Below are 25,538 nucleotides of genomic sequence, written 5' to 3'. Positions count from 1 at the left end.
ATTACATTTTCGCTCAGGCGTGGTAAGTATGATATGTGCATAACACAATACTATAAAAACCCGTTTGAGTAATTCAAACGGGTTTTTCATTTCCTATAAAACTTGTTTTGAATTGGTCAGGCATAATAACAAGAATAGATGTCAAAAATCAGAATTGCCATTCAAAAAAGTGGACGCCTCAATGAAGACTCAGTAAGAATATTAAAAGACTGTGGTATTTCTATCGATAATGGTAAAGATCAGCTAAAAGCCCAAACCCGTAATTTTCCTATGGAAGTCATGTTTTTGAGAAATGGGGATATTCCTCAATATCTTAGAGATGGGATTGTTGATATTGCAATTATCGGAGAAAATGTGTTAATCGAAAAAGGAAAAGATATTGCTATAGTAGAGCGTCTTAATTTTTCTAAGTGTAAAGTATCTCTAGCAGTCCCTAAAGATGTTAGTTATAATTCTATCAAAGATTTACAAGGAAAACGAATTGCGACTTCTTACCCCAATACAGTAAACGAGTATTTGAATAAGCAAGGTATTACGGCAGATTTACATCAGATATCAGGATCGGTAGAAATTGCTCCTAATATAGGTTTGGCAGATGCAATCTGTGATATCGTATCTAGTGGAAGTACTTTATTTAAGAACAATCTCAAAGAAGTAGAAGTTATGCTTACCTCAGAAGCAGTACTTGCGGTATCCCCAAAAATAACAGAAGAAAATACAAAACTTCTAGAAAAACTACAGTTTAGAATCAAAGCAGTATTAAAAGCCAGAAATTCTAAATATGTATTACTTAATGCTCCCAATGATAAAATAGAAGATATAGTAAAAGTATTACCTGGTATGAGGAGTCCTACGGTATTGCCCTTGGCAGAAAAGGGGTGGAGTTCGATTCATACAGTCGTAGAGAAGAATAAATTTTGGGACATTCTAGATGAGTTAAAAGAAGAAGGAGCAGAGGGAATTTTGGTGTGCCCGATAGAGAAAATGGTATTATAGTAATAAGTAGTAATATGTGTTTGATAAATATGAGCAAATGAATAAGATATATAATCCTGATAAAAATTCCTGGCCCGAACTATTAAAAAGACCTACTCAAACAGTAGCAGATATAGAAGAAATAGTTTTGAATGTTTTTAATGAAGTGAAAAAAGAAGGGGATCAAGCTATAAATAGAAATACTTTAAAATATGATAAAGTAAATCTGGATACTGTTTTGGTCACATCAAAAGAAATAGAAGAAGCCAAAAAGCAAATCAACAATGATTTAAAAGAAGCCATACAATTAGCAAAATCTAATATAAAGGCTTTTCATATAGCTCAAAAAACACCTATTGTGTCTACAGAGACAATAGATGGTGTCAAATGTTGGCAAGAAAAAAGACCCATTCAAAAAGTAGGTTTGTATATCCCAGGAGGAACAGCTCCATTGTTTTCTACAATTTTAATGCTTAGCGTTCCTGCTAATTTAGCAGGATGTAAAGAAGTGGTGTTATGTTCTCCTCCTAATAAAGAAGGGAAAATACATCCAGCAGTTTTGTATACTGCAGACCTATGTGGGGTAACCAATATTTATAAAGTAGGAGGAATTCAGGCAATTGCAGGAATGGCCTTTGGTACAGAAACCATCCCACAGGTATATAAAATATTTGGCCCTGGAAATCAATATGTAACCGTAGCAAAACAATTAGCAACAAAATTTGGAGTTGCTATAGATATGCCAGCAGGACCAAGTGAATTATTGGTAGTAGCAGATGACAGTGCTAACCCAGCCTTTGTAGCATCAGATTTATTAAGTCAGGCAGAACATGGTAAAGACAGCCAGGTGATGTTAGTGTCTACTTCACAAGATATAATAGATATGGTAGAAAAAGAAGTAAGTATACAATTAGAAGCTTTACCTAGAAAAGAAATAGCCAAGGAGGCAATAACCAATTCAAAATTGATTTATATAAAAAATGATAAAGAAGCTATAGAGTTGATAAATGAATATGGGCCTGAACATTTTATTATATGTACAAAGAATGAAGATTTTTATATAAATGCAATAGAAAATGCAGGATCTGTTTTTATTGGTAATTATACGCCAGAGAGTGCAGGTGATTATGCCTCAGGAACAAATCACACATTGCCAACCAACGGATATGCAAAACAATATAGTGGAGTTAATTTAGATAGTTTTATGAAAGCAATAACATTTCAGAAAATATCAAAAAAAGGAATTCAAAAAATAGGCAAAGCTATTGAGGTTATGGCAGAAGCAGAAGGGTTACAGGCACATAAAAATGCTGTTACATTGAGATTAGAAAGTATTGTATCTGATGTTTTAAGTAATATATAATTATCTAAAAAATGAATAAGCTAGATATAAAACAATTAGTTCGTAAAAATATAATGGGATTACAGGCCTATAGTTCGGCTAGAGATGAGTTTACAGATGTTGGTCAAGACATGATTTTTTTAGATGCCAATGAGAATCCGTACCAAAATGGAGTAAACAGATATCCCGATCCAAATCAGACAAGTTTGAAAACAATAGTCGCCAAACAAAAACAACTATCAGAGAAAAATATACTCATGGGTAATGGTAGTGATGAAGTCTTAGACTTGATATTTAGAGCATTTTGCGAACCTGGGATTGATAGTATTGTTACACTACCTCCTACATATGGTATGTATACGGTATTGGCAAATATCAATAATATAGAAGAGCAACGAATAAATTTAAATAGTGATTTTCAGCCAGAGGTAGAAACTATTTTGACCCAAGCAAATCATACTGCCAAACTATTGTTTATATGTTCTCCTAATAATCCATCAGGAAATTTGATCGAGGTAGAACGTATAGAGAAACTTCTTCAGTCTTTTAATGGGATGATTGTTATTGATGAAGCATATATTGATTTTGCAGATAAAAAAAGCTGGATAGATAGTTTAGATAAATACCCTAATCTTATTGTAACACAAACCTTGTCTAAAGCCTATGGATTAGCAGGTATCCGATTAGGGATTTGCTATGCTTCAGAAGAAATAATAGCGGTATTAAGTAAAATTAAGCCTCCTTATAATGTGAATTCATTAACACAGGAAAAAGCAATAGAAAGAATTGTGAAAAAAGACCAGATTCAAAGAGAAATAACCCTAATACAGCAAGAAAGAGAGAAACTTCAAGAAGCATTGTCAACAATAAATTTTGTGGAAAAAATATTTCAAAGCGAAGCTAATTTTCTACTAGTACGAGTAGATGATGCCAACAAAAGATATGATCAGTTGATGAAACAAGGTATTGTGGTTCGCAATAGAAGTACACAGCCATTATGTGAGAGTACACTTCGATTTACAATAGGAACTCCAGATGAAAACAACAAATTAATAGAAGTGATCAAACAGTTATAAAAATTGATTGAAAGTAAAGAATATAACATGATACATAAACAGATGAAAAAACGAGTGTTATTTATAGACCGAGATGGAACCATTATAAAAGAAACAGTAGATGAGCAAATAGATGCATTCGAAAAAATGATATTCTACCCCAAAGCATTTACTTTTTTGGGGAAAATAGCCCAAGAGCTAGAGTATGAATTAGTAATGATAACCAATCAGGATGGTTTAGGAACAGATATATTTCCTGAAGAAACTTTTTGGCCAGTACATAATTTTATTATCACATCTTTTGAAAACGAAGGAGTACATTTTGATAAAGTTTTTTTAGACAGGACTTTTCCGCATGAAAATGCAAATACTAGAAAACCAGGGACAGGTTTATTAACCGATTATTTTTCAGATGAATATGATCTAGAGAATTCTTTTGTGATAGGCGATCGCTTGACAGACATGGAGCTAGCTAAAAACTTGGGTAGCAAAGGGATTTTTATCAATGACAATACAAATCTAGGTACAGGAGAAATTACTATTGAGCAAGAAGAACTCAATAATTCTATAGTATTAGAAAGTAACGATTGGCAACAGATATATGAATTTTTAAAACTAAAAAATCGAATTGCTGAAATTACTAGAAAAACCAATGAAACCGATATTTATATCAAGTTGAATCTAGATGGAAGCGGAAAAAGTAATATTGATACAGGGATACAGTTTTTTGACCATATGCTGGATCAAATTGCTCGTCATGGTCAAATGGATCTAGATATCAAGGTAAAAGGAGATCTAGAGGTTGATGAGCATCATACTATAGAAGATACCGCAATTGCCCTAGGAGAAGTATTTAGTAGTGCCTTGAGTAATAAATTGGGAATAGAACGCTATGGTTTTTGTTTGCCTATGGATGATTGCTTGGCACAAGTAGCTATTGATTTTGGAGGACGTAACTGGCTAGTATGGGAAGCAGAATTTTCTAGAGAAATGATAGGAGCAATGCCAACAGAAATGTTTTTTCATTTTTTTAAATCATTTACAGATGGAGCTAAAGCAAATCTTAATATAAAAGCAGAAGGAGTTAATGAGCATCATAAGATCGAAGCAATTTTTAAGGCTTTTGCCAAAGCAATAAAGGTAGCAGTAAAACGAGATCCTGAAAAAATGATTTTGCCTACTACAAAAGGGGTATTATAGATCTGCTTTTGATTAAAATTAAGATTAGAATAAGAGTAAAAAAAATAATTAATACATCCCTAAATTAGTTGGGAATATGATAAAATGAAAATAGTAATTATTGATTATGGGGCAGGAAATATCCAATCCATAAAATTTGCAATAGAAAGGCTGGGATATACAGCGATTCTCAGCTGTGACCCAGAAGAAATTATGAGAGCAGATAAAGTTATATTTCCTGGAGTAGGAGAGGCAAGTAGTGCCATGTATAAACTTAAGGAATCTGGTTTAGATCTTATTGTTCCTAAACTAAAACAACCAGTTTTGGGGATTTGTCTAGGAATGCAACTTATGTGTAATCATACAGAAGAAGGAAATACTAAGGGGTTGGGGATATTTGATGTAGATATCACTCGTTTTGGTACAAATGTCAAAGTGCCACAAATAGGGTGGAATCAAATAGAATCATTAAAATCACCATTATTTGATGGAGTAGAAGAAAAAGAATATATCTATTTGGTGCATAGTTATTATGCTCCTATTATAGATGATACAATTGCACAAACAAATTATGGAGTAACCTATAGTACGGCCTTACATAAAGATAATTTTTATGGAACTCAATTTCATCCAGAAAAAAGTAGTGATATAGGTTCTAAAATAGTAAAGAATTTTTTGACATTATAAAAATAACAATAATTAAGACTCTGAAAATAAATTAACCAATGAGAATAATACCAGCAATAGACATTATCGAAGGGAAATGTGTACGACTTTCCAAAGGAGATTACGCTACTAAGAAAATATATAACGAATACCCGTTGGAGGTAGCTAAAGAATTTGAAGCACATGGAATAGAGTATCTTCATTTGGTAGATCTAGATGGGGCAAAATCTAAACATATAGTAAATCATAAGGTTTTGGAGCAAATAGCTTCAAAAACAAATTTAAAAATAGATTTTGGAGGAGGGTTAAAAACAGATGAGGACCTTAGGATTGCTTTTGAGAGTGGTGCTAATCAAGTAACAGGAGGAAGTATTGCTGTAAAAAATCCAGATACTTTTATAGCATGGATACAGAAATATGGAGCAGGTAAGATTATTTTGGGAGCAGATGCTACCAATGAAAAAGTAGCTGTAAGCGGGTGGCAAGAAGAAAGTGATAAAGAATTGATACCGTTTATCAAAGAATATATAGAACAAGGGGTTTCTTATGTAATCAGTACAGATATAAGTAAGGATGGAATGCTGTCTGGTCCTTCATTTGATTTGTACCAAAGAATATTAAGTGAAACAAAGAGTCTTAACTTGATTGCTTCAGGAGGTATCTCAGAATTTGATGAATTACCTAAACTAGAAGAAATAGGTTGCGAAGGGACGATAATAGGTAAAGCAATTTATGAAAATAGGATTACCCCGAAGCAGTTAGAAAATTATATTGTAAATCAAAAGCAGTAAAGCTTTTGTAACCCCCTTGACTAATTAAAAAGTAGGGGTAAAAGATAAAATAAAGCATATGTTAACAAAGAGAATTATACCTTGTTTAGATATCAAAAATGGGCGAACAGTAAAAGGAGTGAAATTTGTAGGGCTACAAGATGCTGGAGATCCAGTAGAGCTTGCAGAGGTGTACTCAAAAGCGGGGGCAGATGAATTGGTTTTTTTAGATATTTCGGCCACCGAGGAAAAGCGCAGAACCTTGGCTAATCTAGTACTTAGAGTGGCAGAAAAAGTAAATATACCTTTTACAGTAGGTGGTGGGATTTCTTCTATTAAAGATGTTGATGTTTTGTTGCAAAACGGTGCAGATAAAATATCCATAAACTCCTCAGCCGTCAAAAATCCTAAATTAATTAATGACCTGGCAGGGAAATATGGTTCACAATGTATTACTGTTGCTATTGATGCAAAGCAGATCAATAATAAATGGAAAGTACATTTGGTAGGAGGAAAAGTACAGACAGAACTGGATTTATTTATTTGGGCAAAAGAGGTACAAGAAAGAGGGGCTGGAGAAATATTATTCACTTCAATGGATCATGATGGTACCAAAGATGGTTTTGCTAATGAAGCATTATCTAAGTTATCAGAAGAACTTACTATTCCAATAATAGCCTCTGGAGGAGCTGGAAATATGCAACATTTTGTAGATGCATTCAAAAAAGGGAAATCTGATGCGGCATTGGCAGCAAGTGTTTTTCATTTTAAAGAAATAAAAATAATAGATTTAAAAAAAGAATTGAAAGACAACAAAATTCCTGTAAGATTATAAATCAAGAACATCTTATTCAAAAAATGAATGAGTTGACTAATAAAACTATAGTACAAAAACCATCAAGATAATTTTATAACTATTATGAAGATAAATTTCAACAAAAATAATGATGGATTAATTCCTGCAATTATTCAGGATGCATCTACCAAGAATGTACTCATGCTCGGGTATATGAATCAAGAAGCATATGATAAGACAATAGAAACTAAAAAAGTCACTTTTTTTAGTCGAACCAAGAATAGATTATGGACCAAAGGAGAAGAAAGTGGTAATGTTTTGAATTTGGTGACTATAAAAAATGATTGTGATCATGACACATTATTAATTACTGTAAATCCCAATGGACCAACCTGCCATACAGGTACAGATACTTGTTGGAGTGAGGAGAATAAATCTTCATATGGATTTTTATCAACGCTTGAAGAGGTAATAAAATCAAGAAAAGAAAATTTGGATGATTCAACGTCTTATGTAGCCTCATTATTTAAAAAAGGGATAAATAAAGTAGCACAAAAAGTAGGAGAAGAAGCAGTAGAAGTAGTTATAGAAGCCAAGGATGATAATGAAGACTTATTTTTGAATGAGAGCGCAGATTTGTTATTTCATTATTTAATACTTTTACAGGCAAAAGGGTATACATTAGAAGATGTTGTAAAGATATTAAAATCAAGATCGTAACTTTTGTTTTTTTTTATGAAAATGTTAAAGAAAAGTTAATACGATATAGAGGTAAGGTGTAATATATATATTTGCCGCCATATTATCCCACCCTAATTATACGTCTTACAAGTATACTATAAATTGTAAGATAGTATTCATATGTCATTTTTTTATTAATTTAAAATTAAAGTACACAACGTTGAAATATTTTATAAAACTGCTACTAGCCATACTAGTTCTATGTCTTGTTACCCAATTGGGATATGCTCAATGTAATCTTGGGTTGATTACTATAGAACAATGTGATATGGAAAATGTTGATTTTGATACTGATGGATCTCCAGATGGTATTATTAATTTGTATCAAAGATCAGGAGTTACTCCTCAAACTGGAGATGAATGGGAATCTACAGGTATGGAACCAGCCTCTTTTGCTCTTGATAATATATCTGGGGAAGTCCGATTATGGAAGCTTAGAAATGCTTCCGATCAATATTTCTTCACTTTAAAAAATAATTCTTGTGTATCAGGAGAAAGAGTTGTTGTGCAACTTCTTTTAGGGCCGTATGCAGGGATTCCTGCCACCACTGGTTTTTTTCCTGTTTGTGATACCAATGACGATTGTTCTGTAGGAATTGAAATCGATTTGGATTTATTTGACACCTTAGAATCTAGGCAAGGAGAGGCGTTACCTCATTTGAATGGAGTATGGGAGTATACAGGTAGTTTACCTGCTTCTGAGTATATCTTAGATGGTTCTAGTTTTGGAGCTACTATAGCAAAGAATAATGGTTTTCCTATAGATAGTAAGGATTTTGCTTTTAGATATACTGTTGGTGGTGTGGGTACTTGTGCTACAGAAGTAGTAAATGTAAAAATAACCATAGTAAGACCTGTGTCTGCAGGTTATGCTTCTGAATATAATATTTGTGAAAGTGATATAAGTACTTGGGATCAAGTAATCGATCTTAGAGATGATCAATATCTTAATCAAGAAGATGATGGAGGAGAATGGGATCAAGATGGTCAACAAATTACAAGCCCAACAGATTCGCAAATTAATGTAAAAGAGGTGTATGATGCTTTTTTGGCCTCACCACAAAATACGCCAGGCTATGGGTGTGTAGCTTTTTTATATACTTATAGAGTAGGTAGTAGGTCTCCAGTTTGTCTAAGTTCAGAAGCAACAGTAGTATTCAGAATATTTGAAGAATTAAAACCATTTCAACAAAAATCTCCTCCTGAGGAGGTTTGTCCAGCTTCAGATACAAGAGAACAAATGGACTTGTTTGATTTACTTGAGTTTACTCCTAATTATATATATACGAATTATTCTGCTTGGACCTTAGAAAGTAGGCCTGTAGGAGCTACAGATTTAAATCTTCAACTTAATACAGATGGCGCTCTGAGTACTGAAAAACATTTAGGTAAGATAGATCTTAATAATGCTATTCCAGGAAGGTATGAATTTAGATATACTGTTGCTCCTGATAAAGACTGTAGTGCTTATGGGGTTCAAACACTATATGGAGGTTCGGTATGTAGTCCTTCGCTAAATGATTCTAACCCGTGTTCTAGCTTGTCTACATTGGTAATCTTAGATGTTCTTGATTTTAATTATGCAGGAGAAGATACTTCTGGAGTTCATTTGTGTGAAACATTTAATAATGGCGAGGTTAGTTTACGAAGCCTATTGAGAGATAATGGAAGTTCAATCGCAACAGGTGTTTGGATTGATAATAGTAATGGAGGAGTAGTGGTAAATGATATTTTCACTCTTCCTTCTGGTATGATTACTCCTCAGAATTTTTCGTTTACACATACAACAACTCATCCTTCAGGATGTTCTGATAGTGCAACACTTGAGTTTTCTGTATATAAAGAACCTGATGCAGGAGAAGATGCAACTGGAGTCGTGTGTTCAGATAACCGTAAGGTAACTCTTTTTAGTCTTTTAGGAGGAACTCCTGATCCTACGGGGATATGGACAGGTCCATTTGGGTATGTTTCTACAGATCATTTAGGTGTTTTTGATATAAATGATTATACACTTCCTATTTTAGGAGAAGGAGATTATATTTATACTGTATCTGGTAACTTAGGATGTAATACACCAGATGAATCTATTGTCTCGATTTCTATTGTAGAACCTGTTGTGATAGGTAATGATAGAAGTGAAACTTTTTGTAAAATAGATGGTAGTGTGAATCTATATTCTTTGTTGGATAGAGATACGCCAAGAACTGGAGTGTTTGAAGATACAGATAATACAGGAGCTCTTAGCCAAGATGGGATCGTTGATTTTGAAACGCTTACCAATAATATTTATAATTACAGATATGTGCTTACAAATACATTACCATGCGATCAATCATCGTTGAATGTTGCAGTTCAGATTGTGGATCTACCAATGCCCGTTGTACCAACACAAGAATTTTGTATTCTAGATGCGGCAAGATTAGAGGATATAGAGGTAGATGTTTTAAATTATAATTGGTATGAAACGAAAGAAGGCGAAATACCTATAGTTGATAATCCGATACTTTTTGATAATCAAAAATATTATATAGCTACCGTTGATACCGATAATTGTGAGTCCGAACGCCTTGAAGTTTTGATAAAAATTCTCAATACAGGAGAAAGGTTTACAAATGGAGAGTTATGTACGTTAGATTTTCAAGATGGAGTTTCTCCTAATGGAGACAATCAAAATGATACTTTTGATTTATTGATAGAAGGGGTGTATAATATTCCAGAAGCATTTCCAGAGTATGATCTTAAAATTTACAATCGATATGGTAGCCTTGTCTATGAAGGTAACAATAATACAGATGAATTTAGAGGAGAAAGTAATGTGTCTGTACGATTAGGAGATGACTTACCATCTGGGATATACTTCTATATCTTCACTCCCAATTTTGAAAATAATTTACCAATACAAGGAAGTTTCTATTTAAGTAGATAAAACCAATGAATTTGAAAAGAATTTTTATCATGTGTATGGTTTTCTGTTCAATAACCTATGCACAGCAAGACCCACAATACTCACAGTATATGTATAATATGAGTACTGTAAACCCAGCTTATGCTACTGGTCAGAGTGGTTTGATTTCAACAGGACTTTTGTTTCGTAAGCAATGGACAGGTATAGAAGGGTCACCGCAAACAGCAAATGTGTTTGCTAATATTCCTATGAGTGAGAATATTGAGTTGAGTGTAAATTATGTGAATGATCGAATAGGTGATGCGATACCAGTAAATAACAATTATGTAAATGTTGATTTTGCTTATATAACAAGAATTTCTGAGCAAACTAGATTATCATATGGATTAAAAGCAGGGATTAATAATTTGAAAATAGATCCTTCTGGTTCTGATGTTGCATCAGATCCTGCATTTATTGATAACACGTCCACTACGCAATTAAATATAGGGGCAGGATTGTATTTGTTTACACATAATTTTTATGCTGGGATTTCCTCTCCAAACTTGCTTCCTAGTGATATCGATATTGATGGTGTTGGAGTGGCTCAGACCAAAACACATATATACGGTGTAGCGGGGTATGTTTTTGATTTTGTAGATGAGGTAAAATTAAAACCATCTGTAGTAATTAAACAGGTAGTAGATTCTCCTCTAACTTTTGATCTCTCTCTTAATTCATTGATTTATGATAAATTTGAATTAGGAGTGTCTTACAGGTATACAGATTCTTTTATTGCCTTGGCCGGTTTTAATATTACACAAAATCTTAAAATTGGCTATTCTTATGATTTTAGTGTTAGTGAGTTAAGTGGATATAATAATGGTAGTCATGAAGTTGTATTACTCTTTAATTTTGACCTTCTTAACCTTAGTAATAAATATTCTTCACCAAGATTTTTCTAGACGATGAAAACCAAAATAATATTCACACTTACCATACTGCTTACTCAGATTGTTTTTTCACAAGGTAAAAGTAGGGCAGATCGTTTTTTTGAAAAAGGAGATTATATCAATGCCGCAATACAGTATGAAGAGGAGTTAAATCAAAAAGGATATACAAAGCATATTCTTAATCATATAACGACCTCGTATTATAATACATATCAATTTAGAAAGGCATATCGATATTTAAAGATACTTACTTCTGGTAAGTTCTATGATAAAGATAAGTCATATGATAACACTTATAATTTTATGATGTTTCATGTACTTTCTGCCTTAGGAGAGTACGAAAAATCTATAAATTATCTTTCTCTATATAAAACTAATCTTGGAATAGAAGGATATAATACTTCTAGTGCTATTTCTGTAATAGAAGATTTCAAGTTGAAAGAAGATGATTATACAATAAAAAGAGCTCGCTTTAATTCTGAAGCTTCAGAGTTTGGAGCTGTAAAAAAAGGAGATACATTATATTTTACAACAGATAGAAACCCTAATAGTCTTCTGGATAAAAATTATAAATGGACTCATCGCCCTTTTTTAGATATATATAAAGTAAACGTTGGAAAGAATAATATTCCTACTTCTGAGGTAGAAGCTCTTTCAAAAGAAATCAACTCCAAATTACATGAAGGTAATTTTTGTTTTACCGCAGATGGTACTACTATGTATTTGTCTAGAAGTAATTCTGAAAAAGGAAAAAAGAAATTTGATAGTATTCGTCGTAATGCCATTCATCTGTATAAATCTATAAAAGAGAATGGAAAATGGAGTTCACCACAAAAGTTAGCGTTTAATAATGTCAATTACTCTATAGAGCACCCAGCACTGAGCGAAGATGGTTCTAAGTTATATTTTAGTTCAGATATGCCTGGAGGCTATGGTAGTTTTGATATTTATTATGTTGATGTGAGTGAAGATGATACGTATGGCGAACCTGTAAACCTTGGTTCTGTTATTAATACAGAGAATAGAGAACAATTTCCATTTATATCTACAGCTGGTAATTTGTTTTTTTCTTCAAATGGTCATCTTGGTTTAGGGATGATGGATATTTTTGTATCAGAAAAACAAGAGACAGATTTTGCTACCCCTATCAATTTAGGGGCTCCAATTAATTCTAGTTACGATGATTTTTCTCTTACGTACTATAATGAAACAGATGGTTTTTTTGCCTCTAATCGTAAGAAGATGTCAGACGATATTTATTCGTTTTCTCAAGTAGGTAATATTTTCCCTCGTGAATATCGAGCGCGATTTGAAATCAAAGATTATGCGACAGATAATTATATAGCAAACTCTAATGCTGTTTTATATGATAATGATAACAAAAAAATATATGAGAGTCAATTGGATACAATAGCATCTTTTGATTTACAGATTTTTCCAGGGAGGTATAATTTTAAAGCCTCGGCAGAAGGGTATAAAACAAGAACTAAGCCTTTGGTGATAAAAGAAAAAGAAGAGGAAACTTATGTGATTTATTTGGATAGAGAAATAAATAAAGAAAAAGAAGAAGATGTGTCAATTACTGAAGAGGATAGAAGGGTTTATGATCGGGTAAAGATAAATGACAGTGTGCGTATAAAAGAAATAACGAGAATTAATGATTCTGATTCTAGTAGTAAAAAGAAAGAGATTGAAAAAATCAAATTAAGAAATGTTCTTTTGGCGGATAAAGATGGCCCACCAGTTATAGAAAAGAATGGAAAACTTTATTTTGATATGCCACCTATTTATTTTGATTATGATAAATGGAATATTCGAGCTGATTCTAAAAAAGTACTGGATAAATTAGCATTAAAATTAGAACGTTATAAAACGGTTTATATAAAAATAGCATCACATACAGATAGTAGGGGTACAGATTCATATAATCAGGTTTTATCTACAAAAAGAGCAGAGTCTACGCGTAATTATCTCGCTTTGGTAGGGTATGTAAATGCTAGAAGGATGCAATTTGTTGGTTTTGGAGAATCAGAACCTCTTATAGATTGTGATAGTAAGGTCTGTACAGAAGAAGATCATCAAACCAATAGAAGAAGTGAGTTTGAAATTATTAAGTATTAAAAACAACTGAATATAGATGTATATAATCTTTTGTTTTCTAATAAATTAAATTGTATTTTTGCACTCCTTTTTAGCGGATAAGAGGATTAAAAAGGGTGTAGACAAAACTTTAATTAATACTTCTGTATAGTTTTCGTGTTGATCCTCAATAATGTACAGAATACAAATTTTATCTTCAATGTCTGAAGAAACAAAAAACACAGACGTTCAGGAAGTAGAGAAAAAAGCAGAAGCTCAATCTCAACAACAAGCAAATCCTGAGCAATTTTTAAAAGAATTTAACTGGCACAATTATGAGGAAGGGATTGATCCAATCGCTGACTCTAAACTCGAAGAGTTTGAAAAGCTAGTTGCAGAGAACTTCGTAGATACACTAAATGATGAAGTAGTAGACGGAACAGTAATTAATATAACTGATCGTGATGCTATTATTGATATCAATGCCAAAAGTGAAGGTGTTATCTCATTAAACGAATTTCGTTATAACCCAGACTTAAAAGTAGGGGATAAGGTAGAAGTGTTAATTGATGTGCGTGAAGATGCTACTGGTCAATTAATTTTATCTCACCGTAAAGCTCGTGTAATCAAAGCATGGGATAGAGTAAATGGTGCACATGATACAGGTGAAATCGTAAACGGTTTTGTAAAGTGTAGAACCAAAGGAGGTATGATCGTTGATGTATTTGGTATAGAAGCATTCTTGCCAGGTTCTCAGATCGATGTGAAGCCAATTAGAGATTATGATGCATACGTAGGTAAAACTATGGAATTCAAAGTGGTAAAAATTAACCATGAATTTAAAAACGTTGTGGTATCTCATAAAGCGCTTATCGAAGCAGATATCGAAGAGCAGAAGAAAGAAATTATTGGTCAATTAGAAAAAGGTCAGGTATTAGAAGGTACGGTTAAGAATGTTACTTCTTACGGTGTATTTGTTGATCTTGGAGGAGTTGATGGATTAGTTCATATTACAGATCTTTCTTGGTCTAGAATCAACCACCCTAATGAGATTGTTGAACTAGATCAGAAATTGAATGTTGTAATCTTAGACTTTGATGAGGCTAAGACTAGAATTCAATTAGGTCTTAAACAATTGAAACCACACCCATGGGAAGCTCTTGATAAAGAACTTAAAGTAGGTGATAAAGTAAAAGGTAAAGTTGTTGTAATTGCTGATTATGGTGCATTTATCGAAGTAGAAGAAGGAGTAGAAGGATTAATTCACGTATCAGAAATGTCTTGGTCAACTCACTTGAGGTCTGCACAAGATTTTGTGAAAGTTGGAGATCAAGTAGAAGCTGTAATCCTTACTTTGGATAGAGAAGAACGTAAGATGTCTCTTGGTATCAAGCAATTGACTCCAGATCCTTGGACTGATATTACTACTAAGTACCCTGTAGGTTCTAAGCATAGTGGTATTGTACGTAACTTTACTAATTTTGGTGTATTTGTTGAGCTAGAAGAAGGTATTGATGGTTTAATTTATATCTCAGACCTTTCTTGGACTAAGAAAATTAAGCACCCATCAGACTTTACAAATGTTGGAGATACACTAGATGTAGTAGTTCTTGAATTAGATGTTGAAGGACGTAAGTTAAGTCTAGGACATAAGCAGACAGAGGATAATCCTTGGGATAAATATGAAGCAGAATTTGCTGTAGGAACTAAGCATACTGCTCAAATTGGAGAGATTGTAGACAAAGGTGCTACAATTGATTTTAACGAGGATATCATTGCATTTGTACCGTCACGTCATCTTGAAAAAGAAGATGGTAGCAAATTGAAAAAAGGTGATGAGGCAGAATTCCAAATTATTGAATTCAATAAAGAATTCAAAAGAGTGGTAGCTTCTCATACAGCTTTATTTAAAGAAGAAGAGGCTAAGATCGTAAAACAAGCAGCTAAGAAAGCTTCTGCTAGTTCAGCAGAAAAGACTACGCTTGGAGATATTGATGCTTTAGCTGATCTTAAAGCTAAAATGGAAAAAGGAGGGAACTAGTTCTCATACTATTTTTAATATACTAAAAAGACCGTTTTTATAACGGTCTTTTTTTTTGTTTTAATGTGTAATAAAAAGGTATGTTTTGTAAATTACCAAGTAGGATTAATAGGTATAGAAGAATGTCCTTGGAATGATGTTGATTTTTTAGGTAAAATTTTAAATAGAGAACAATCTCTAAAAGACAAATGGATTAAAGAAGTTTTTCATATTACCAGATCATATTGTAATTGATGATAAAAAAGCTATTGAGTTTTTTTAAATTAAAAAGTGAATGGGAATATTTGATAAACTATTTAATAAAAAAAGGAAGCAATTGACTTTCCATCCAAACCGAAATGGAAACCGAATCTATCAATTGATTTGAATCTCATTATGGGAAGCGAAATATTGGTAAAACATTTAATAAATCTAAAATCAGTAACTTAACGCAACAAATATGAACAAACATATTAAATCAAAAACTTTATTATTAGTTTTTTTTTATGGTTACTTATTCTGTTACGGCCAAAAAGAAATAAAAGCAGATTATATAAAAAAAACTATAACTGATTCTCTTTATAATGGTAATGTAATTCTTTTCGAACATAATAGAGGTAAGTTGCATTTGCGCTTTTCAGATTATTTAAAACAAAAAAAATATAAAATTTCTGACATTAAGTTTAATAAAAATACAATTGGAGATTTTAATGATAATGGCATAACTGATTTCTTTGGTACTATACGTATAAAACGTTGGGCTAGAAATGAATTATATATATGTTTATTTGAGTTAAATGATAATACTATTACAATTTACAATTATTTTGAAATGGGTCCATATAGCAAATTATCCATAAAAGGTTATAAGAATGATACTCTAAATATCCATACACAAAAATGGGGAAGAGAAGGCCAAGTATACATAGATAGATTTGTATCTATTGTTCATGATGAAAAAAATATAATAAAGATTGTAACTCCTAGTAAGTTTGACGAAATGAAAAACATAAACATTTTTAAAGACTCAATCAAAAATATAAAAAGAGAATCTTTTATCAATAATTCCATTATTAGAAGTCAATATGAATCATACTTTAAAAAAAATATCTCTATAGAGTCAGAGTTAAGTGGATTTGATAATTTTAACTTAAGATTTACTGTTCTCAATAAGGACATAGTAAAAGATTTTGAGAAAACTAAATTTATTTTACAAACACTTGAATTTCTTGAATCTAATACTCGATTCCCTACTATTTTAACTAAAATTGAAAAGAAAATATTGACAAAAAAAGAAGATAAATTGAGCATCTCTGATAAAATGAGATATAATATTAAAAATTACATTAATTCAAATACTTATTTTATTGTTGGAGAATATAGACTTGCAAATGATTATCTTTTTGACATTATATATGTAGAAGAAAATTGATAATAGAAAAATATTACCCAGCTCCAGTTATCCTATTAAATTTATACGAGCATTTTTTTTTGATTTTTTTAGGTGATATCTATACTATTTCCTGTCTTTTATTTGTGCTTTTTAACCTTAACTAATTGATAATCAGTATGTAATTTTTTATTTTTTACAATAAATTCAAAGTATAACTGGTATTATTTCTATTTGAGTTGTGTTGTTATTGTTTAGTGGTGTTGAAGAAAATGTTTTCTTCTTCTGTTAGTAGTCTGGATTTTATCAAAAATCGTAAACCTAATGGGATTTCTAACGAAAAGCTGGCGCCTCTACCTTCTGTTATATCAATGGTAAGATGGGTATGTTTCCAGTATTCGAACTGATCTTGATTCATATAGAATTCTACACCTTCAATTTCGCCCAAGAAGATATCGCTGTCATCCAAATACATTTCTCCTTTTTGAAAAATCATAGGAGAAGAACCGTCACAACATCCTCCGCTTTGATGAAATATTAAGTCACCGTAGTGTGATTTTAAATGTTGAACTATCTCTGTAGCTTTTTTGGTAATTGAAATTCGTTGCATAAAGTGTTGATATTTAATAAAAAAGGGTCAAAAAATAAATTTTGACCCTAATTACAATCGAGTTATTAAAAGAAACCAAGTTTATTTTTGTCGTAAGAAATTAGCATGTTTTTGGTTTGGCGATAATGACTAAGCATCATAGCGTGATTTTCTCTTCCAAATCCAGACTTTTTATATCCTCCAAAAGGAGCATGTGCAGGGTATGCATGATAACAGTTTACCCATACTCTACCTGCTTTTATGGCACGAGGAATTTTATATAGTTGATGAGCGTCTCTGGTCCAGACTCCAGCTCCTAAACCATAAAGGGTGTCATTGGCTATCTCTAACGCTTCAGCTTCATCTTTAAATTTTGTAACGCACAGTACGGGGCCAAAAATTTCTTCTTGAAAAATGCGCATTTTATTATGTCCTTCTAAGATCGTTGGTTTTATGTAGTATCCTTTAGATAAATCACCATCTAGTATAGAAGCCTTCCCGCCAGTTAATATTTTTGCTCCTTCTTGTTTACCGATATCAAAATAAGATTTAATTTTTTCGTATTGATCATTAGAAGCTTGTGCTCCTATCATTGTATTGATATCATATGGGCTTCCTTGCACAATTGCTTCTGTTCTAGCAATTACACGTTTTATAAAATCATCGTATATATCTTCCTGTACTAATAACCTTGAAGGGCAGGTGCAAACTTCTCCTTGATTAAAAGCAAAGAGAACAGCGCCTTCTATTGCTTTGTCAAGATAGTTGTCGTCATGATCCATAACACTATTAAAGAAGATATTTGGTGATTTGCCACCTAGCTCCATAGTTACAGGGTTAAGGTTTTTAGATGAATATTGCATGATTAGTTGCCCTGTTGTGGTTTCTCCTGTAAAAGCAACTTTATCAATCATCGAATGAGAAGCTAATGGTTTTCCTGCCTCTGGGCCAAAACCATGTACAATATTTATGACTCCTGGAGGAAAAACATCTGCTATTTTTTCCATTAATAATGTAGCAGAAGAAGGGGTTTGTTCTGCTGGCTTTAGTACGACACAATTTCCTGTTGCTAGTGCAGGAGGTAATTTCCATGATAACATTAGTAGAGGAAAATTCCATGGGATTATTTGTCCTATAACCCCCAGAGGTTCTTTAATGTTCATCGATAGGGTATTTGAGTCTAATTCTGTAGCAGAACCTTCTTCAGCTCTAATGCAAGAAGCAAAATAACGCCAATGATCTACGCAGAGTGGTATATCTGCATTGATTGTTTCTCTAATAGGTTTACCATTGTCACAGGTTTCTACCAAGGCAAATTCTTCTAGATTAGCTTCAATAATATCAGCTACTTTATTAAGTAATGTTGCTCTTTCTGTAGCAGAGGTGTGTTCCCATGCGTCTTTTGCATTGTTTGCAGCCTCAACAGCTAAATCAACATCTTCTTTTTTTGATCTAGGGTATTTGGAAATATGACTTGCATCTATAGGAGATGTGTTTTCAAAGTATTCACCATCTAGGGGTGCAACAAATTTTCCGTTAATAAAGTTTTCGTATTTTTCTTTAAATATGGGTTTTGAATAACTCATTATTTTTAATTTTTAGTATTAATAATAGTGCCAATGGTAAAAGGATTCTGAGTGTTTTTTTTAGAAAAAGAATCCAGATACTTATGAAGTAAAAAGTGTTTTATGAAGATTAAAAACTGATCTTAATCTACATATAGGCTAGTCTTTTAGATATAGACTGTTTTTATAAAAAGAAAGGGTACTATTGTTTTTGTAGTTAATTTTTTCATGACTGTTTAGTTAATTTATTAGTAATATGGTAATTTTATATAAGCAAATTTATCATATAATCAAATTAAGGGGTTGAACAGTTCTGTATAATTATATAACAATCCTATCTATTCATGGTACATTTCTATTATTAACTTGCACAAGAATATCAATTAAACAAATACTCTTGATTTTTTTGTACATTTAGGTTATGTCACAATTACTAAAAAAACATATAACAAAAAGAAAGCTAACTACACTTGTAGAAAATAGAACAACATATAGTGCAGATTATACAGAGCTTAATATATATGAGACACATGCTTATGCACAAGAGGTGTCTTTAAAGTTTGATTTTCCTGTTATTGCTAATATGCTTTGTGGTAAAAAGATAATGCATATTGGGGGAATACCATCTTTTGATTTTTTTCCTGGAGAGTCTGTCGTGATGCCTACAAATATGGAAATGGTCATAGATTTTCCGTTGGCTACACAGAATACTCCTACCAGATGTTTAGCTCTTGGTATAGATTCAGATAAAATAAAGGAAGTTGCTAGTAGGTTTAATCAAAGAGTTGCAATTGAAACTGAAAATAATGATTGGAGTATTGATACAAATGCTTCGCACTTAACCAATAACAAAGAGGTTAGTGTTTTGATAGAGCGGTTGGTATATACTTTTTTAGATAACTGTCAATCAAAAGATGTTTTGTTAGATTTAATGATTCAGGAATTGATTGTGAGGTTGTTGCAGACAAAAGCTAAAAATAGTATTCTGAATGATTGTAATGGTGTGTTTACAGATACTAGAATAGGAATGGTTGTTAAGTATATAAAAGATAATTTGACAAATAAGAATATAACGGTAGATTTTCTTGCGAATAAAGCGTATATGAGTACGTCAAACTTTCATAAAAAATTTAAAAATACACTTGGGGTATCTCCTATAGACTATTTGAATGCAGAGAAAATTAAATTTGCAAAAAGGCTGATAAAGCAAAATAAAAAACTTTTGATCTCAGAAATAGCTTTTAAGTCAGGATTTAATAATGTTAGTTATTTTAATCGTCAGTTTAAGAAATTAGAAATGATGACTCCGCAACAATTTAAATTATCTATTTAATTCCTTATCCAAGGAATTTCTTCTTACTCACTTTCAGAAAGAAAGTACATTGGATAAATTTGTTTTAGAGTTTAATATCAACTTAATTTTCTAATGACATTGTGAATACCTCTTTATTTGCGATAAACCATACTTTCTTTGTGGTAAATTTTACATTTCATTTTTGTGTATTTGATTCTTTTAAGATTAATTGATTGATTTTCAGTTGTTTTTGAGTTGATGGTTGCGTGATAACGATAAAAAACAACCGTTTATCAGATTTTGTGATAGTACCCTTCACTGAAAAAAGGGGGTAGAATTTTCACTGGTATTGGTATGTTAGAAAGAGAGAAGCCTTCTGATATTTGCACTGTAGAAAAAATCTTAATTATTTTTTTAAAATGAAAAATATAAACAAGAAAATAGTATTGGTGCTTAGTTTTTTAATAGCTGTTCAAGCTAATGCCAGAGAAAATAATCTGGTAACTGTTTTGAAAAACATAAAAACAATGTCATCTGTGCATGGAGATGATGAAACAGAACCACAAAATAAAAAAACAAAAAAGATAGCAGAAATTAGAAGTTTTCATTCTGTAAGAAAGTGGAAAATAACAATTGAGTTTGTTGATGGAGAGTTTATGTCTAAGACTATTTCTGTAAAAGAGAATTCAGGTAGAAGTGCTATGGAAACTGCTTTTTCTGAAGCAGAAAAATATCTGGAAACAATAGATGGAATAAGAGAATATAACGTTTCTCCTGTGTCTAATAACTCATTTGTGTTATTGATAGGCGGAAAATAAGAAGTTATAGATACGATATGAAAGAGCGATTTATAATTATAAACCGCTCTTTTTTTATAGAACAATAATTTGTAGCCTAAGTTTTTTAAATTATTGATTTTATGTAGTATGAAGGATTGATTGATTTTTTAGCTCTTAGGTTATTTAAAAATTGGATTGCATAGTTGCAAAATTTCACTACTTTTGTACTCCAGATATCCATTTGGAGATTATGAGTCAAAAATTACTACTTAGTGCAAAAGAGATTGATATAATCCTGCATCGTTTGGCTTGTCAATTAATAGAAAATCATACTCATTTTGAAGATACTGTATTAATTGGGATTCAACCGAGAGGTATTTTCTTAGCAGATCGTATCAAGAAAATTTTAATTGATGATTATCATGTTAATGATATACAATTAGGTTATCTTGATATAACATTTTATAGAGATGATTTTAGAAGAGGTGAAAAGACTCTTGAAGCTAATAAGACTCATATTGATTTTGTAGTCGAAGATAAGCGAATTGTATTTATTGACGATGTACTGTATACAGGACGAAGTATTAGATCAGCTCTTACTGCGGTACAATCTTTTGGTAGGCCGCAAGAAATAGAATTGCTAACTCTTATAGATAGACGTTTTAGTAGGCATTTACCAATACAACCTAATTATAGAGGTCGTCAAGTAGATGCAATAAATCAAGAAAAAGTAAAAGTGCATTGGCAGGAGAATGAAGGAGAAGATGCTATATATTTGATTAGTGATTAAGGTTTCTCGAAATGGTTCTTTATTTCAAAATATAAATTTAAACGAATGAGCGAATTAAGTGTAAATCACTTATTAGGAATAAAATATCTGAATAAAGATGATATTGATTTGATCTTTAAAACCGCCGATCACTTTAAAGAAGTAATAAATAGACCAATTAAAAAGGTTCCTTCGCTTAGAGATATAACCATTGCGAATCTTTTTTTTGAGAATAGTACAAGAACAAGATTATCTTTTGAGTTGGCAGAGAAACGTCTTTCTGCTGATGTGGTTAATTTTTCTGCAGCGTCGTCTTCTGTAAAGAAAGGAGAAACTCTTATTGATACCGTAAACAATATTCTTTCTATGAAAGTTGATATGGTAGTAATGAGACATCCTAATCCAGGAGCAGGAGTTTTTCTTTCTAGACATGTAGATGCTAGTATTGTAAATGCTGGAGATGGGGCGCATGAGCACCCAACACAGGCATTACTAGATTCTTATTCTATTAGGGAACGATTAGGAGAAGTAGGAGGAAAGAAAGTTGTAATTGTAGGAGATGTTCTGCATTCAAGAGTGGCGCTTTCAAATATATTTGCATTAAAACTGCAAGGAGCAGAAGTAAGAGTTTGTGGACCAAAAACATTAATACCTACCTATATAGAAAAGCTAGGTGTTAAGGTAGAAACAAATCTCAAGAAAGCCCTAGAATGGTGTGATGTCGCAAATATGTTGCGAGTACAAAATGAAAGAATGGAAATTAGTTATTTCCCTTCGACCAGAGAGTATACTCAACAATTTGGGGTGAATAAAAAGTTATTGGAAAGTTTAGATAAAGAAATTGTAATCATGCACCCAGGACCAATCAATCGTGGAGTAGAAATCACGAGCGATGTTGCTGATTCTGACCAAGCCATTATATTGGATCAGGTACAAAATGGGGTAGCAGTGCGAATGGCTGTAATATATCTTTTAGCTTCAAAAATTAAACGATAACGTATGATATTTAATAAAGAAGGTACTACCACAATAGTAACACAAGAGAAAACCACAATTATTGATTTTGTAAAAGGTCTTGAAAACAAGTATGAATCTCTTAAGAATGACAATATTATTATTAATTTATTTACATTAGAACAGATTTCTATCGATGATGTTAATGAATTTTTACTATTATCAAATAAACATAAGAATACTAAACATTCATTTGTGATAGTTACTGAGAAGATCTCTTATGATGATGTTTCAAGCGATATGACCATTGTTCCAACACTACAGGAAGCATATGATTTGGTTGAAATGGAGGAGATAGAAAGAGATTTAGGGTTTTAAAAAAACATTTGCTTTGTAATCATTGTTGATGTTTTTCGTCCGATATACTATGAATAAATTCGCCCCGATTATTATAGTATTATTTTTAGTTCTTTTTTGCAATCATACCAATGCTCAAGATTGGAAATATGATTTTGAAGAAGCAACTACACTTGCCAAAGAAAAAGATCAGAATATTGTATTGCTTTTTACAGGATCAGACTGGTGTCCTCCTTGTATGAGGTTAGAAAAATATATTTTATCTGATAAAGAATTTATAGAATATGCTGGTAAGAATTTTGTTTGGGTAAAAGCAGATTTTCCAAAACGAAGAAAAAATAAGCTAACAGCAATTCAACGAAGTAAAAATAAAGCCTTAGCCAGAAAATATAATAAAAGAATGTCTTTTCCTGTTATTTTGGTTCTAAATAATGATGGTACTGTCTTGGGAGCAACTGGGTATAGAAGAAACCTTGATGTAAAAAGCTGTATATCTTTGTTGACATCTTTTGATTCTTTTGGTCGCTAGATAGGTTTATAACTACGATTAGAGTATATTCACGACTTATTTAATAAAGAGGAAAAACAATTTTGAAACTTACGATTTTAGGTTGCTATTCTGCAACTCCCAGAACATTTACAAACCCTACTTCTCAGGTTTTAGATATAAACAATCATATTTTTTTGATAGATTGTGGAGAAGGAACTCAAGTAGAATTACGACGTAATAAAATTAAATTTTCTAGAATAAAGCATATTTTTATCTCTCACTTGCATGGAGATCATTTTTTTGGATTGATAGGTCTGGTGTCTACCTTTAGGTTGCTTAAAAGAGATACTCCACTTCATATTCATGGACCAAAAGGAATCAAAGAAATAATTACTTTGCAGTTAAAACTTTCTAATTCTTGGACTGATTTTCCATTACGTTTTCATGAATTGGATAATCCCGAGTCTGAAATTGTTTTTGAAGATGAAAAAGTAGTAGTGCGTACCATACCATTACAGCATAGAGTATATTGCAATGGTTTTTTGTTTCAGGAAAAAGAAGGGGATAGAGTTTTATTGATTGATAAAGTATCTGGTTATAATATCCATACAGCATACTACAGATCTATAAAAAAAGGAAATGATGTAGTTTTAGATGATGGTACTGTTATATCTAATAAAGAGCTTACAAAGTCTCCTAAGGCTACCAAAAGTTATGCGTATTGTAGTGATACTAAATATGATGAAGCAAAGATTTCTTTGATTAAAAATGCTACTGTTTTATATCATGAATCTACATTTTTAGAAAGCCATAAGCATTTGTGTGCAAAAACAGGGCATAGTTCTGCTATTGAGGCTGCTACGATTGCAAAAAAAGCAAATGTAAAAAAGCTGATTTTAGGGCATTATTCTACACGATATGAAAATATTGAGCTTTTTAAAGAAGAAGCAAAAACAGTATTTGATCAAGTTGAAATTGCTGACGATGGGGATTTTTTTGAGTTTTAAATTCAATTATAATTTAAAATAGTGTTGCTGTTGTGGTTTAAAAGATATAAAGCTTCTTTATTAAGGATTATTGATTACTTTCTTTACTTAATAAAGAAAATCTTTTAGATATATTTACCGTTTTAATTATAAGAGAATGTAAAGACTTATTCGTAAATTAATTTATAAATTGCCAAAAAGAAATATAATTATATTTTACTGCATAAAAAGTTTATAAATGAATAGAGACCTCACTTCATATAGAAAATCATACGAGAAGAATTTTTTGGAAGAAAAAAATATACCCACATCTCCTTTTACTTTGTTTGCTGACTGGTTTAAAGAAGTAGAAGCGGCAGGAGGGGTTGATGAAGCCAATGCAATGACGGTTACTACTACGGGATTAGATGGTTATCCAAAAGCGAGAATTGTATTATTAAAGCAATTTGATGTAAATGGGTTTGTTTTTTACACGAATTATACTTCAGAAAAAGGAAAGGCTATAGAAAATAATAATAAAGTATGTATTTCATTCTTTTGGCCAAACCTAGAACGACAGGTTATAATTAAAGGAATAGCAAAAAAAGTAGAAGAAGAGGTAAGCTTGCGTTACTTTTTATCACGTCCAAGAGGAAGTCAACTAGGAGCCGTAGTTTCTGATCAAAGTCAAGTCATAGACTCTAGAGAAGCACTACAAACAAGATTACAGACACTCGAAGAAGAGTATAAAGATAAAGAAATACAAAAACCAACATCATGGGGGGGGTATTGTGTATCTCCTATTGAGTTTGAGTTTTGGCAGGGTAGAGCGAATAGACTACACGATCGTATTCGGTTTTCTTCTAATCAAGAAGCAAATAATTGGCTTATTGAGCGATTAGCACCTTAGTAAATAATAACACCGC

23 protein-coding genes are annotated in these 25,538 nt (G+C 31.9%); 21 read left to right on the top strand and 2 right to left on the bottom strand.

Translation table 11 applies throughout. The features are described from left to right. Window positions 1-138 precede the first annotated feature (138 nt). The 13 genes from hisG (at window position 139) to CVD18_RS04305 (ending at window position 16,892) form a co-directional block, all read left to right on the top strand. Complete coding sequence (hisG, locus tag CVD18_RS04365) at window positions 139-996, top strand: ATP phosphoribosyltransferase (protein ID WP_103864228.1); 858 nt, start codon at window positions 139-141, stop codon at window positions 994-996. A 37-nt stretch (window positions 997-1,033) separates the two neighbouring features. Continuing rightward, window positions 1,034-2,338 carry a histidinol dehydrogenase gene (gene hisD / locus CVD18_RS04360; protein WP_103864227.1) on the top strand — a complete coding sequence of 435 codons (1,305 nt, stop codon included), beginning with the start codon at window positions 1,034-1,036 and terminating at the stop codon, window positions 2,336-2,338. A gap of 11 nt (window positions 2,339-2,349) precedes the next feature. Then, window positions 2,350-3,393, top strand: coding sequence for a histidinol-phosphate transaminase (gene hisC, locus CVD18_RS04355; protein ID WP_103864226.1), 1,044 nt, complete (start codon window positions 2,350-2,352; stop codon window positions 3,391-3,393). A gap of 42 nt (window positions 3,394-3,435) precedes the next feature. Continuing rightward, complete coding sequence (gene hisB / locus CVD18_RS04350; protein WP_103864225.1) at window positions 3,436-4,572, top strand: bifunctional histidinol-phosphatase/imidazoleglycerol-phosphate dehydratase HisB; 1,137 nt, start codon at window positions 3,436-3,438, stop codon at window positions 4,570-4,572. 84 nt (window positions 4,573-4,656) lie between these two features. Then, a complete protein-coding gene (gene hisH, locus CVD18_RS04345) occupies window positions 4,657-5,238 on the top strand; it encodes an imidazole glycerol phosphate synthase subunit HisH (RefSeq protein ID WP_103864224.1) in 582 nt (193 codons plus the stop codon). Window positions 5,239-5,276: 38 nt separating this feature from the next. Continuing rightward, a complete protein-coding gene (gene hisA, locus CVD18_RS04340; RefSeq protein WP_103864223.1) occupies window positions 5,277-6,008 on the top strand; it encodes a 1-(5-phosphoribosyl)-5-[(5-phosphoribosylamino)methylideneamino]imidazole-4-carboxamide isomerase in 732 nt (243 codons plus the stop codon). A 58-nt stretch (window positions 6,009-6,066) separates the two neighbouring features. Then, complete coding sequence (hisF, locus tag CVD18_RS04335; RefSeq protein ID WP_103864222.1) at window positions 6,067-6,822, top strand: imidazole glycerol phosphate synthase subunit HisF; 756 nt, start codon at window positions 6,067-6,069, stop codon at window positions 6,820-6,822. An 84-nt stretch (window positions 6,823-6,906) separates the two neighbouring features. Next, window positions 6,907-7,503, top strand: a complete 597-nt coding sequence (gene hisIE / locus CVD18_RS04330; protein WP_103864221.1) for a bifunctional phosphoribosyl-AMP cyclohydrolase/phosphoribosyl-ATP diphosphatase HisIE — start codon at window positions 6,907-6,909, stop codon at window positions 7,501-7,503. Window positions 7,504-7,684: 181 nt separating this feature from the next. Then, window positions 7,685-10,450, top strand: coding sequence for a gliding motility-associated C-terminal domain-containing protein (locus CVD18_RS04325; protein ID WP_146052700.1), 2,766 nt, complete (start codon window positions 7,685-7,687; stop codon window positions 10,448-10,450). Between the two features lie 11 nt (window positions 10,451-10,461). Further along, window positions 10,462-11,373 (top strand): type IX secretion system membrane protein PorP/SprF, encoded by a 912-nt coding sequence (locus CVD18_RS04320; RefSeq protein WP_369858578.1) that lies wholly within the window; start codon window positions 10,462-10,464, stop codon window positions 11,371-11,373. Between the two features lie 3 nt (window positions 11,374-11,376). After that, window positions 11,377-13,482 carry an OmpA family protein gene (locus CVD18_RS04315; protein ID WP_103864218.1) on the top strand — a complete coding sequence of 702 codons (2,106 nt, stop codon included), beginning with the start codon at window positions 11,377-11,379 and terminating at the stop codon, window positions 13,480-13,482. A gap of 178 nt (window positions 13,483-13,660) precedes the next feature. Continuing rightward, entirely contained in the window at window positions 13,661-15,481 is a 1,821-nt protein-coding gene (rpsA, locus tag CVD18_RS04310; RefSeq protein ID WP_103864244.1) for a 30S ribosomal protein S1, read from the top strand. A gap of 439 nt (window positions 15,482-15,920) precedes the next feature. Further along, complete coding sequence (locus CVD18_RS04305) at window positions 15,921-16,892, top strand: hypothetical protein (protein WP_103864217.1); 972 nt, start codon at window positions 15,921-15,923, stop codon at window positions 16,890-16,892. A 205-nt stretch (window positions 16,893-17,097) separates the two neighbouring features. Here CVD18_RS04305 and CVD18_RS04300 read toward each other — a convergent pair whose 3' ends face one another. Together CVD18_RS04300 and CVD18_RS04295 are read right to left on the bottom strand one after the other, a co-directional pair. Continuing rightward, the gene (locus CVD18_RS04300; protein ID WP_103864216.1) at window positions 17,098-17,460 is read right to left on the bottom strand and encodes a DUF779 domain-containing protein; all 363 of its coding nucleotides are present in this window, start codon (window positions 17,458-17,460) and stop codon (window positions 17,098-17,100) included. 65 nt (window positions 17,461-17,525) lie between these two features. Continuing rightward, on the bottom strand, window positions 17,526-19,025 hold the full coding sequence (locus CVD18_RS04295) for an aldehyde dehydrogenase family protein (protein ID WP_103864215.1): 1,500 nt from the start codon (window positions 19,023-19,025) through the stop codon (window positions 17,526-17,528). Window positions 19,026-19,425: 400 nt separating this feature from the next. Between CVD18_RS04295 and CVD18_RS04290 the strand changes: the two genes are divergently transcribed. The 8 genes from CVD18_RS04290 to pdxH all read left to right on the top strand — a co-directional run bounded on the left by CVD18_RS04290 (window position 19,426) and on the right by pdxH (window position 25,522). Further along, complete coding sequence (locus tag CVD18_RS04290) at window positions 19,426-20,337, top strand: AraC family transcriptional regulator (protein ID WP_103864214.1); 912 nt, start codon at window positions 19,426-19,428, stop codon at window positions 20,335-20,337. A gap of 380 nt (window positions 20,338-20,717) precedes the next feature. Continuing rightward, window positions 20,718-21,116, top strand: coding sequence for a hypothetical protein (locus tag CVD18_RS04285; RefSeq protein ID WP_103864213.1), 399 nt, complete (start codon window positions 20,718-20,720; stop codon window positions 21,114-21,116). A gap of 211 nt (window positions 21,117-21,327) precedes the next feature. Next, window positions 21,328-21,867 (top strand): bifunctional pyr operon transcriptional regulator/uracil phosphoribosyltransferase PyrR, encoded by a 540-nt coding sequence (pyrR, locus tag CVD18_RS04280; protein WP_103864212.1) that lies wholly within the window; start codon window positions 21,328-21,330, stop codon window positions 21,865-21,867. Window positions 21,868-21,912: 45 nt separating this feature from the next. Next, window positions 21,913-22,842, top strand: coding sequence for an aspartate carbamoyltransferase catalytic subunit (locus CVD18_RS04275; protein ID WP_103864211.1), 930 nt, complete (start codon window positions 21,913-21,915; stop codon window positions 22,840-22,842). A gap of 3 nt (window positions 22,843-22,845) precedes the next feature. Continuing rightward, window positions 22,846-23,178, top strand: coding sequence for a ribonuclease Z (locus tag CVD18_RS04270; protein WP_103864210.1), 333 nt, complete (start codon window positions 22,846-22,848; stop codon window positions 23,176-23,178). Window positions 23,179-23,227: 49 nt separating this feature from the next. Beyond that, window positions 23,228-23,686, top strand: coding sequence for a thioredoxin family protein (locus tag CVD18_RS04265; protein WP_103864209.1), 459 nt, complete (start codon window positions 23,228-23,230; stop codon window positions 23,684-23,686). Window positions 23,687-23,748: 62 nt separating this feature from the next. Further along, window positions 23,749-24,654: a ribonuclease Z gene (locus CVD18_RS04260; protein ID WP_103864208.1), complete on the top strand. Its 906-nt coding sequence runs from the start codon at window positions 23,749-23,751 to the stop codon at window positions 24,652-24,654. 217 nt (window positions 24,655-24,871) lie between these two features. Continuing rightward, the gene (pdxH, locus tag CVD18_RS04255; protein WP_103864207.1) at window positions 24,872-25,522 is read left to right on the top strand and encodes a pyridoxamine 5'-phosphate oxidase; all 651 of its coding nucleotides are present in this window, start codon (window positions 24,872-24,874) and stop codon (window positions 25,520-25,522) included. Window positions 25,523-25,538: the final 16 nt, after the last annotated feature.

This window comes from Aquimarina sp. I32.4 (assembly GCF_002924285.1).
In the GTDB taxonomy this organism is placed as follows: domain Bacteria; phylum Bacteroidota; class Bacteroidia; order Flavobacteriales; family Flavobacteriaceae; genus Aquimarina.
This window is presented reverse-complemented; position numbering and strand designations above follow the sequence as displayed.

Excerpts from the sequence above, each read along its gene's own strand:
- hisG (WP_103864228.1), top strand. The coding sequence starts at position 139 with ATGTCAAAAATCAGAATTGCCATTCAAAAAAGTGGACGCCTCAATGAA.
- hisD (WP_103864227.1), top strand. The coding sequence starts at position 1,034 with ATGAATAAGATATATAATCCTGATAAAAATTCCTGGCCCGAACTATTA.
- hisC (WP_103864226.1), top strand. The coding sequence starts at position 2,350 with ATGAATAAGCTAGATATAAAACAATTAGTTCGTAAAAATATAATGGGA.
- hisB (WP_103864225.1), top strand. The coding sequence starts at position 3,436 with ATGAAAAAACGAGTGTTATTTATAGACCGAGATGGAACCATTATAAAA.
- hisH (WP_103864224.1), top strand. The coding sequence starts at position 4,657 with ATGAAAATAGTAATTATTGATTATGGGGCAGGAAATATCCAATCCATA.
- hisA (WP_103864223.1), top strand. The coding sequence starts at position 5,277 with ATGAGAATAATACCAGCAATAGACATTATCGAAGGGAAATGTGTACGA.
- hisF (WP_103864222.1), top strand. The coding sequence starts at position 6,067 with ATGTTAACAAAGAGAATTATACCTTGTTTAGATATCAAAAATGGGCGA.
- hisIE (WP_103864221.1), top strand. The coding sequence starts at position 6,907 with ATGAAGATAAATTTCAACAAAAATAATGATGGATTAATTCCTGCAATT.
- CVD18_RS04315 (WP_103864218.1), top strand. The coding sequence starts at position 11,377 with ATGAAAACCAAAATAATATTCACACTTACCATACTGCTTACTCAGATT.
- rpsA (WP_103864244.1), top strand. The coding sequence starts at position 13,661 with ATGTCTGAAGAAACAAAAAACACAGACGTTCAGGAAGTAGAGAAAAAA.
- CVD18_RS04305 (WP_103864217.1), top strand. The coding sequence starts at position 15,921 with ATGAACAAACATATTAAATCAAAAACTTTATTATTAGTTTTTTTTTAT.
- CVD18_RS04300 (WP_103864216.1), bottom strand. The coding sequence starts at position 17,460 with ATGCAACGAATTTCAATTACCAAAAAAGCTACAGAGATAGTTCAACAT.
- CVD18_RS04295 (WP_103864215.1), bottom strand. The coding sequence starts at position 19,025 with ATGAGTTATTCAAAACCCATATTTAAAGAAAAATACGAAAACTTTATT.
- CVD18_RS04290 (WP_103864214.1), top strand. The coding sequence starts at position 19,426 with ATGTCACAATTACTAAAAAAACATATAACAAAAAGAAAGCTAACTACA.
- CVD18_RS04285 (WP_103864213.1), top strand. The coding sequence starts at position 20,718 with ATGAAAAATATAAACAAGAAAATAGTATTGGTGCTTAGTTTTTTAATA.
- pyrR (WP_103864212.1), top strand. The coding sequence starts at position 21,328 with ATGAGTCAAAAATTACTACTTAGTGCAAAAGAGATTGATATAATCCTG.
- CVD18_RS04275 (WP_103864211.1), top strand. The coding sequence starts at position 21,913 with ATGAGCGAATTAAGTGTAAATCACTTATTAGGAATAAAATATCTGAAT.
- CVD18_RS04270 (WP_103864210.1), top strand. The coding sequence starts at position 22,846 with ATGATATTTAATAAAGAAGGTACTACCACAATAGTAACACAAGAGAAA.
- CVD18_RS04265 (WP_103864209.1), top strand. The coding sequence starts at position 23,228 with ATGAATAAATTCGCCCCGATTATTATAGTATTATTTTTAGTTCTTTTT.
- pdxH (WP_103864207.1), top strand. The coding sequence starts at position 24,872 with ATGAATAGAGACCTCACTTCATATAGAAAATCATACGAGAAGAATTTT.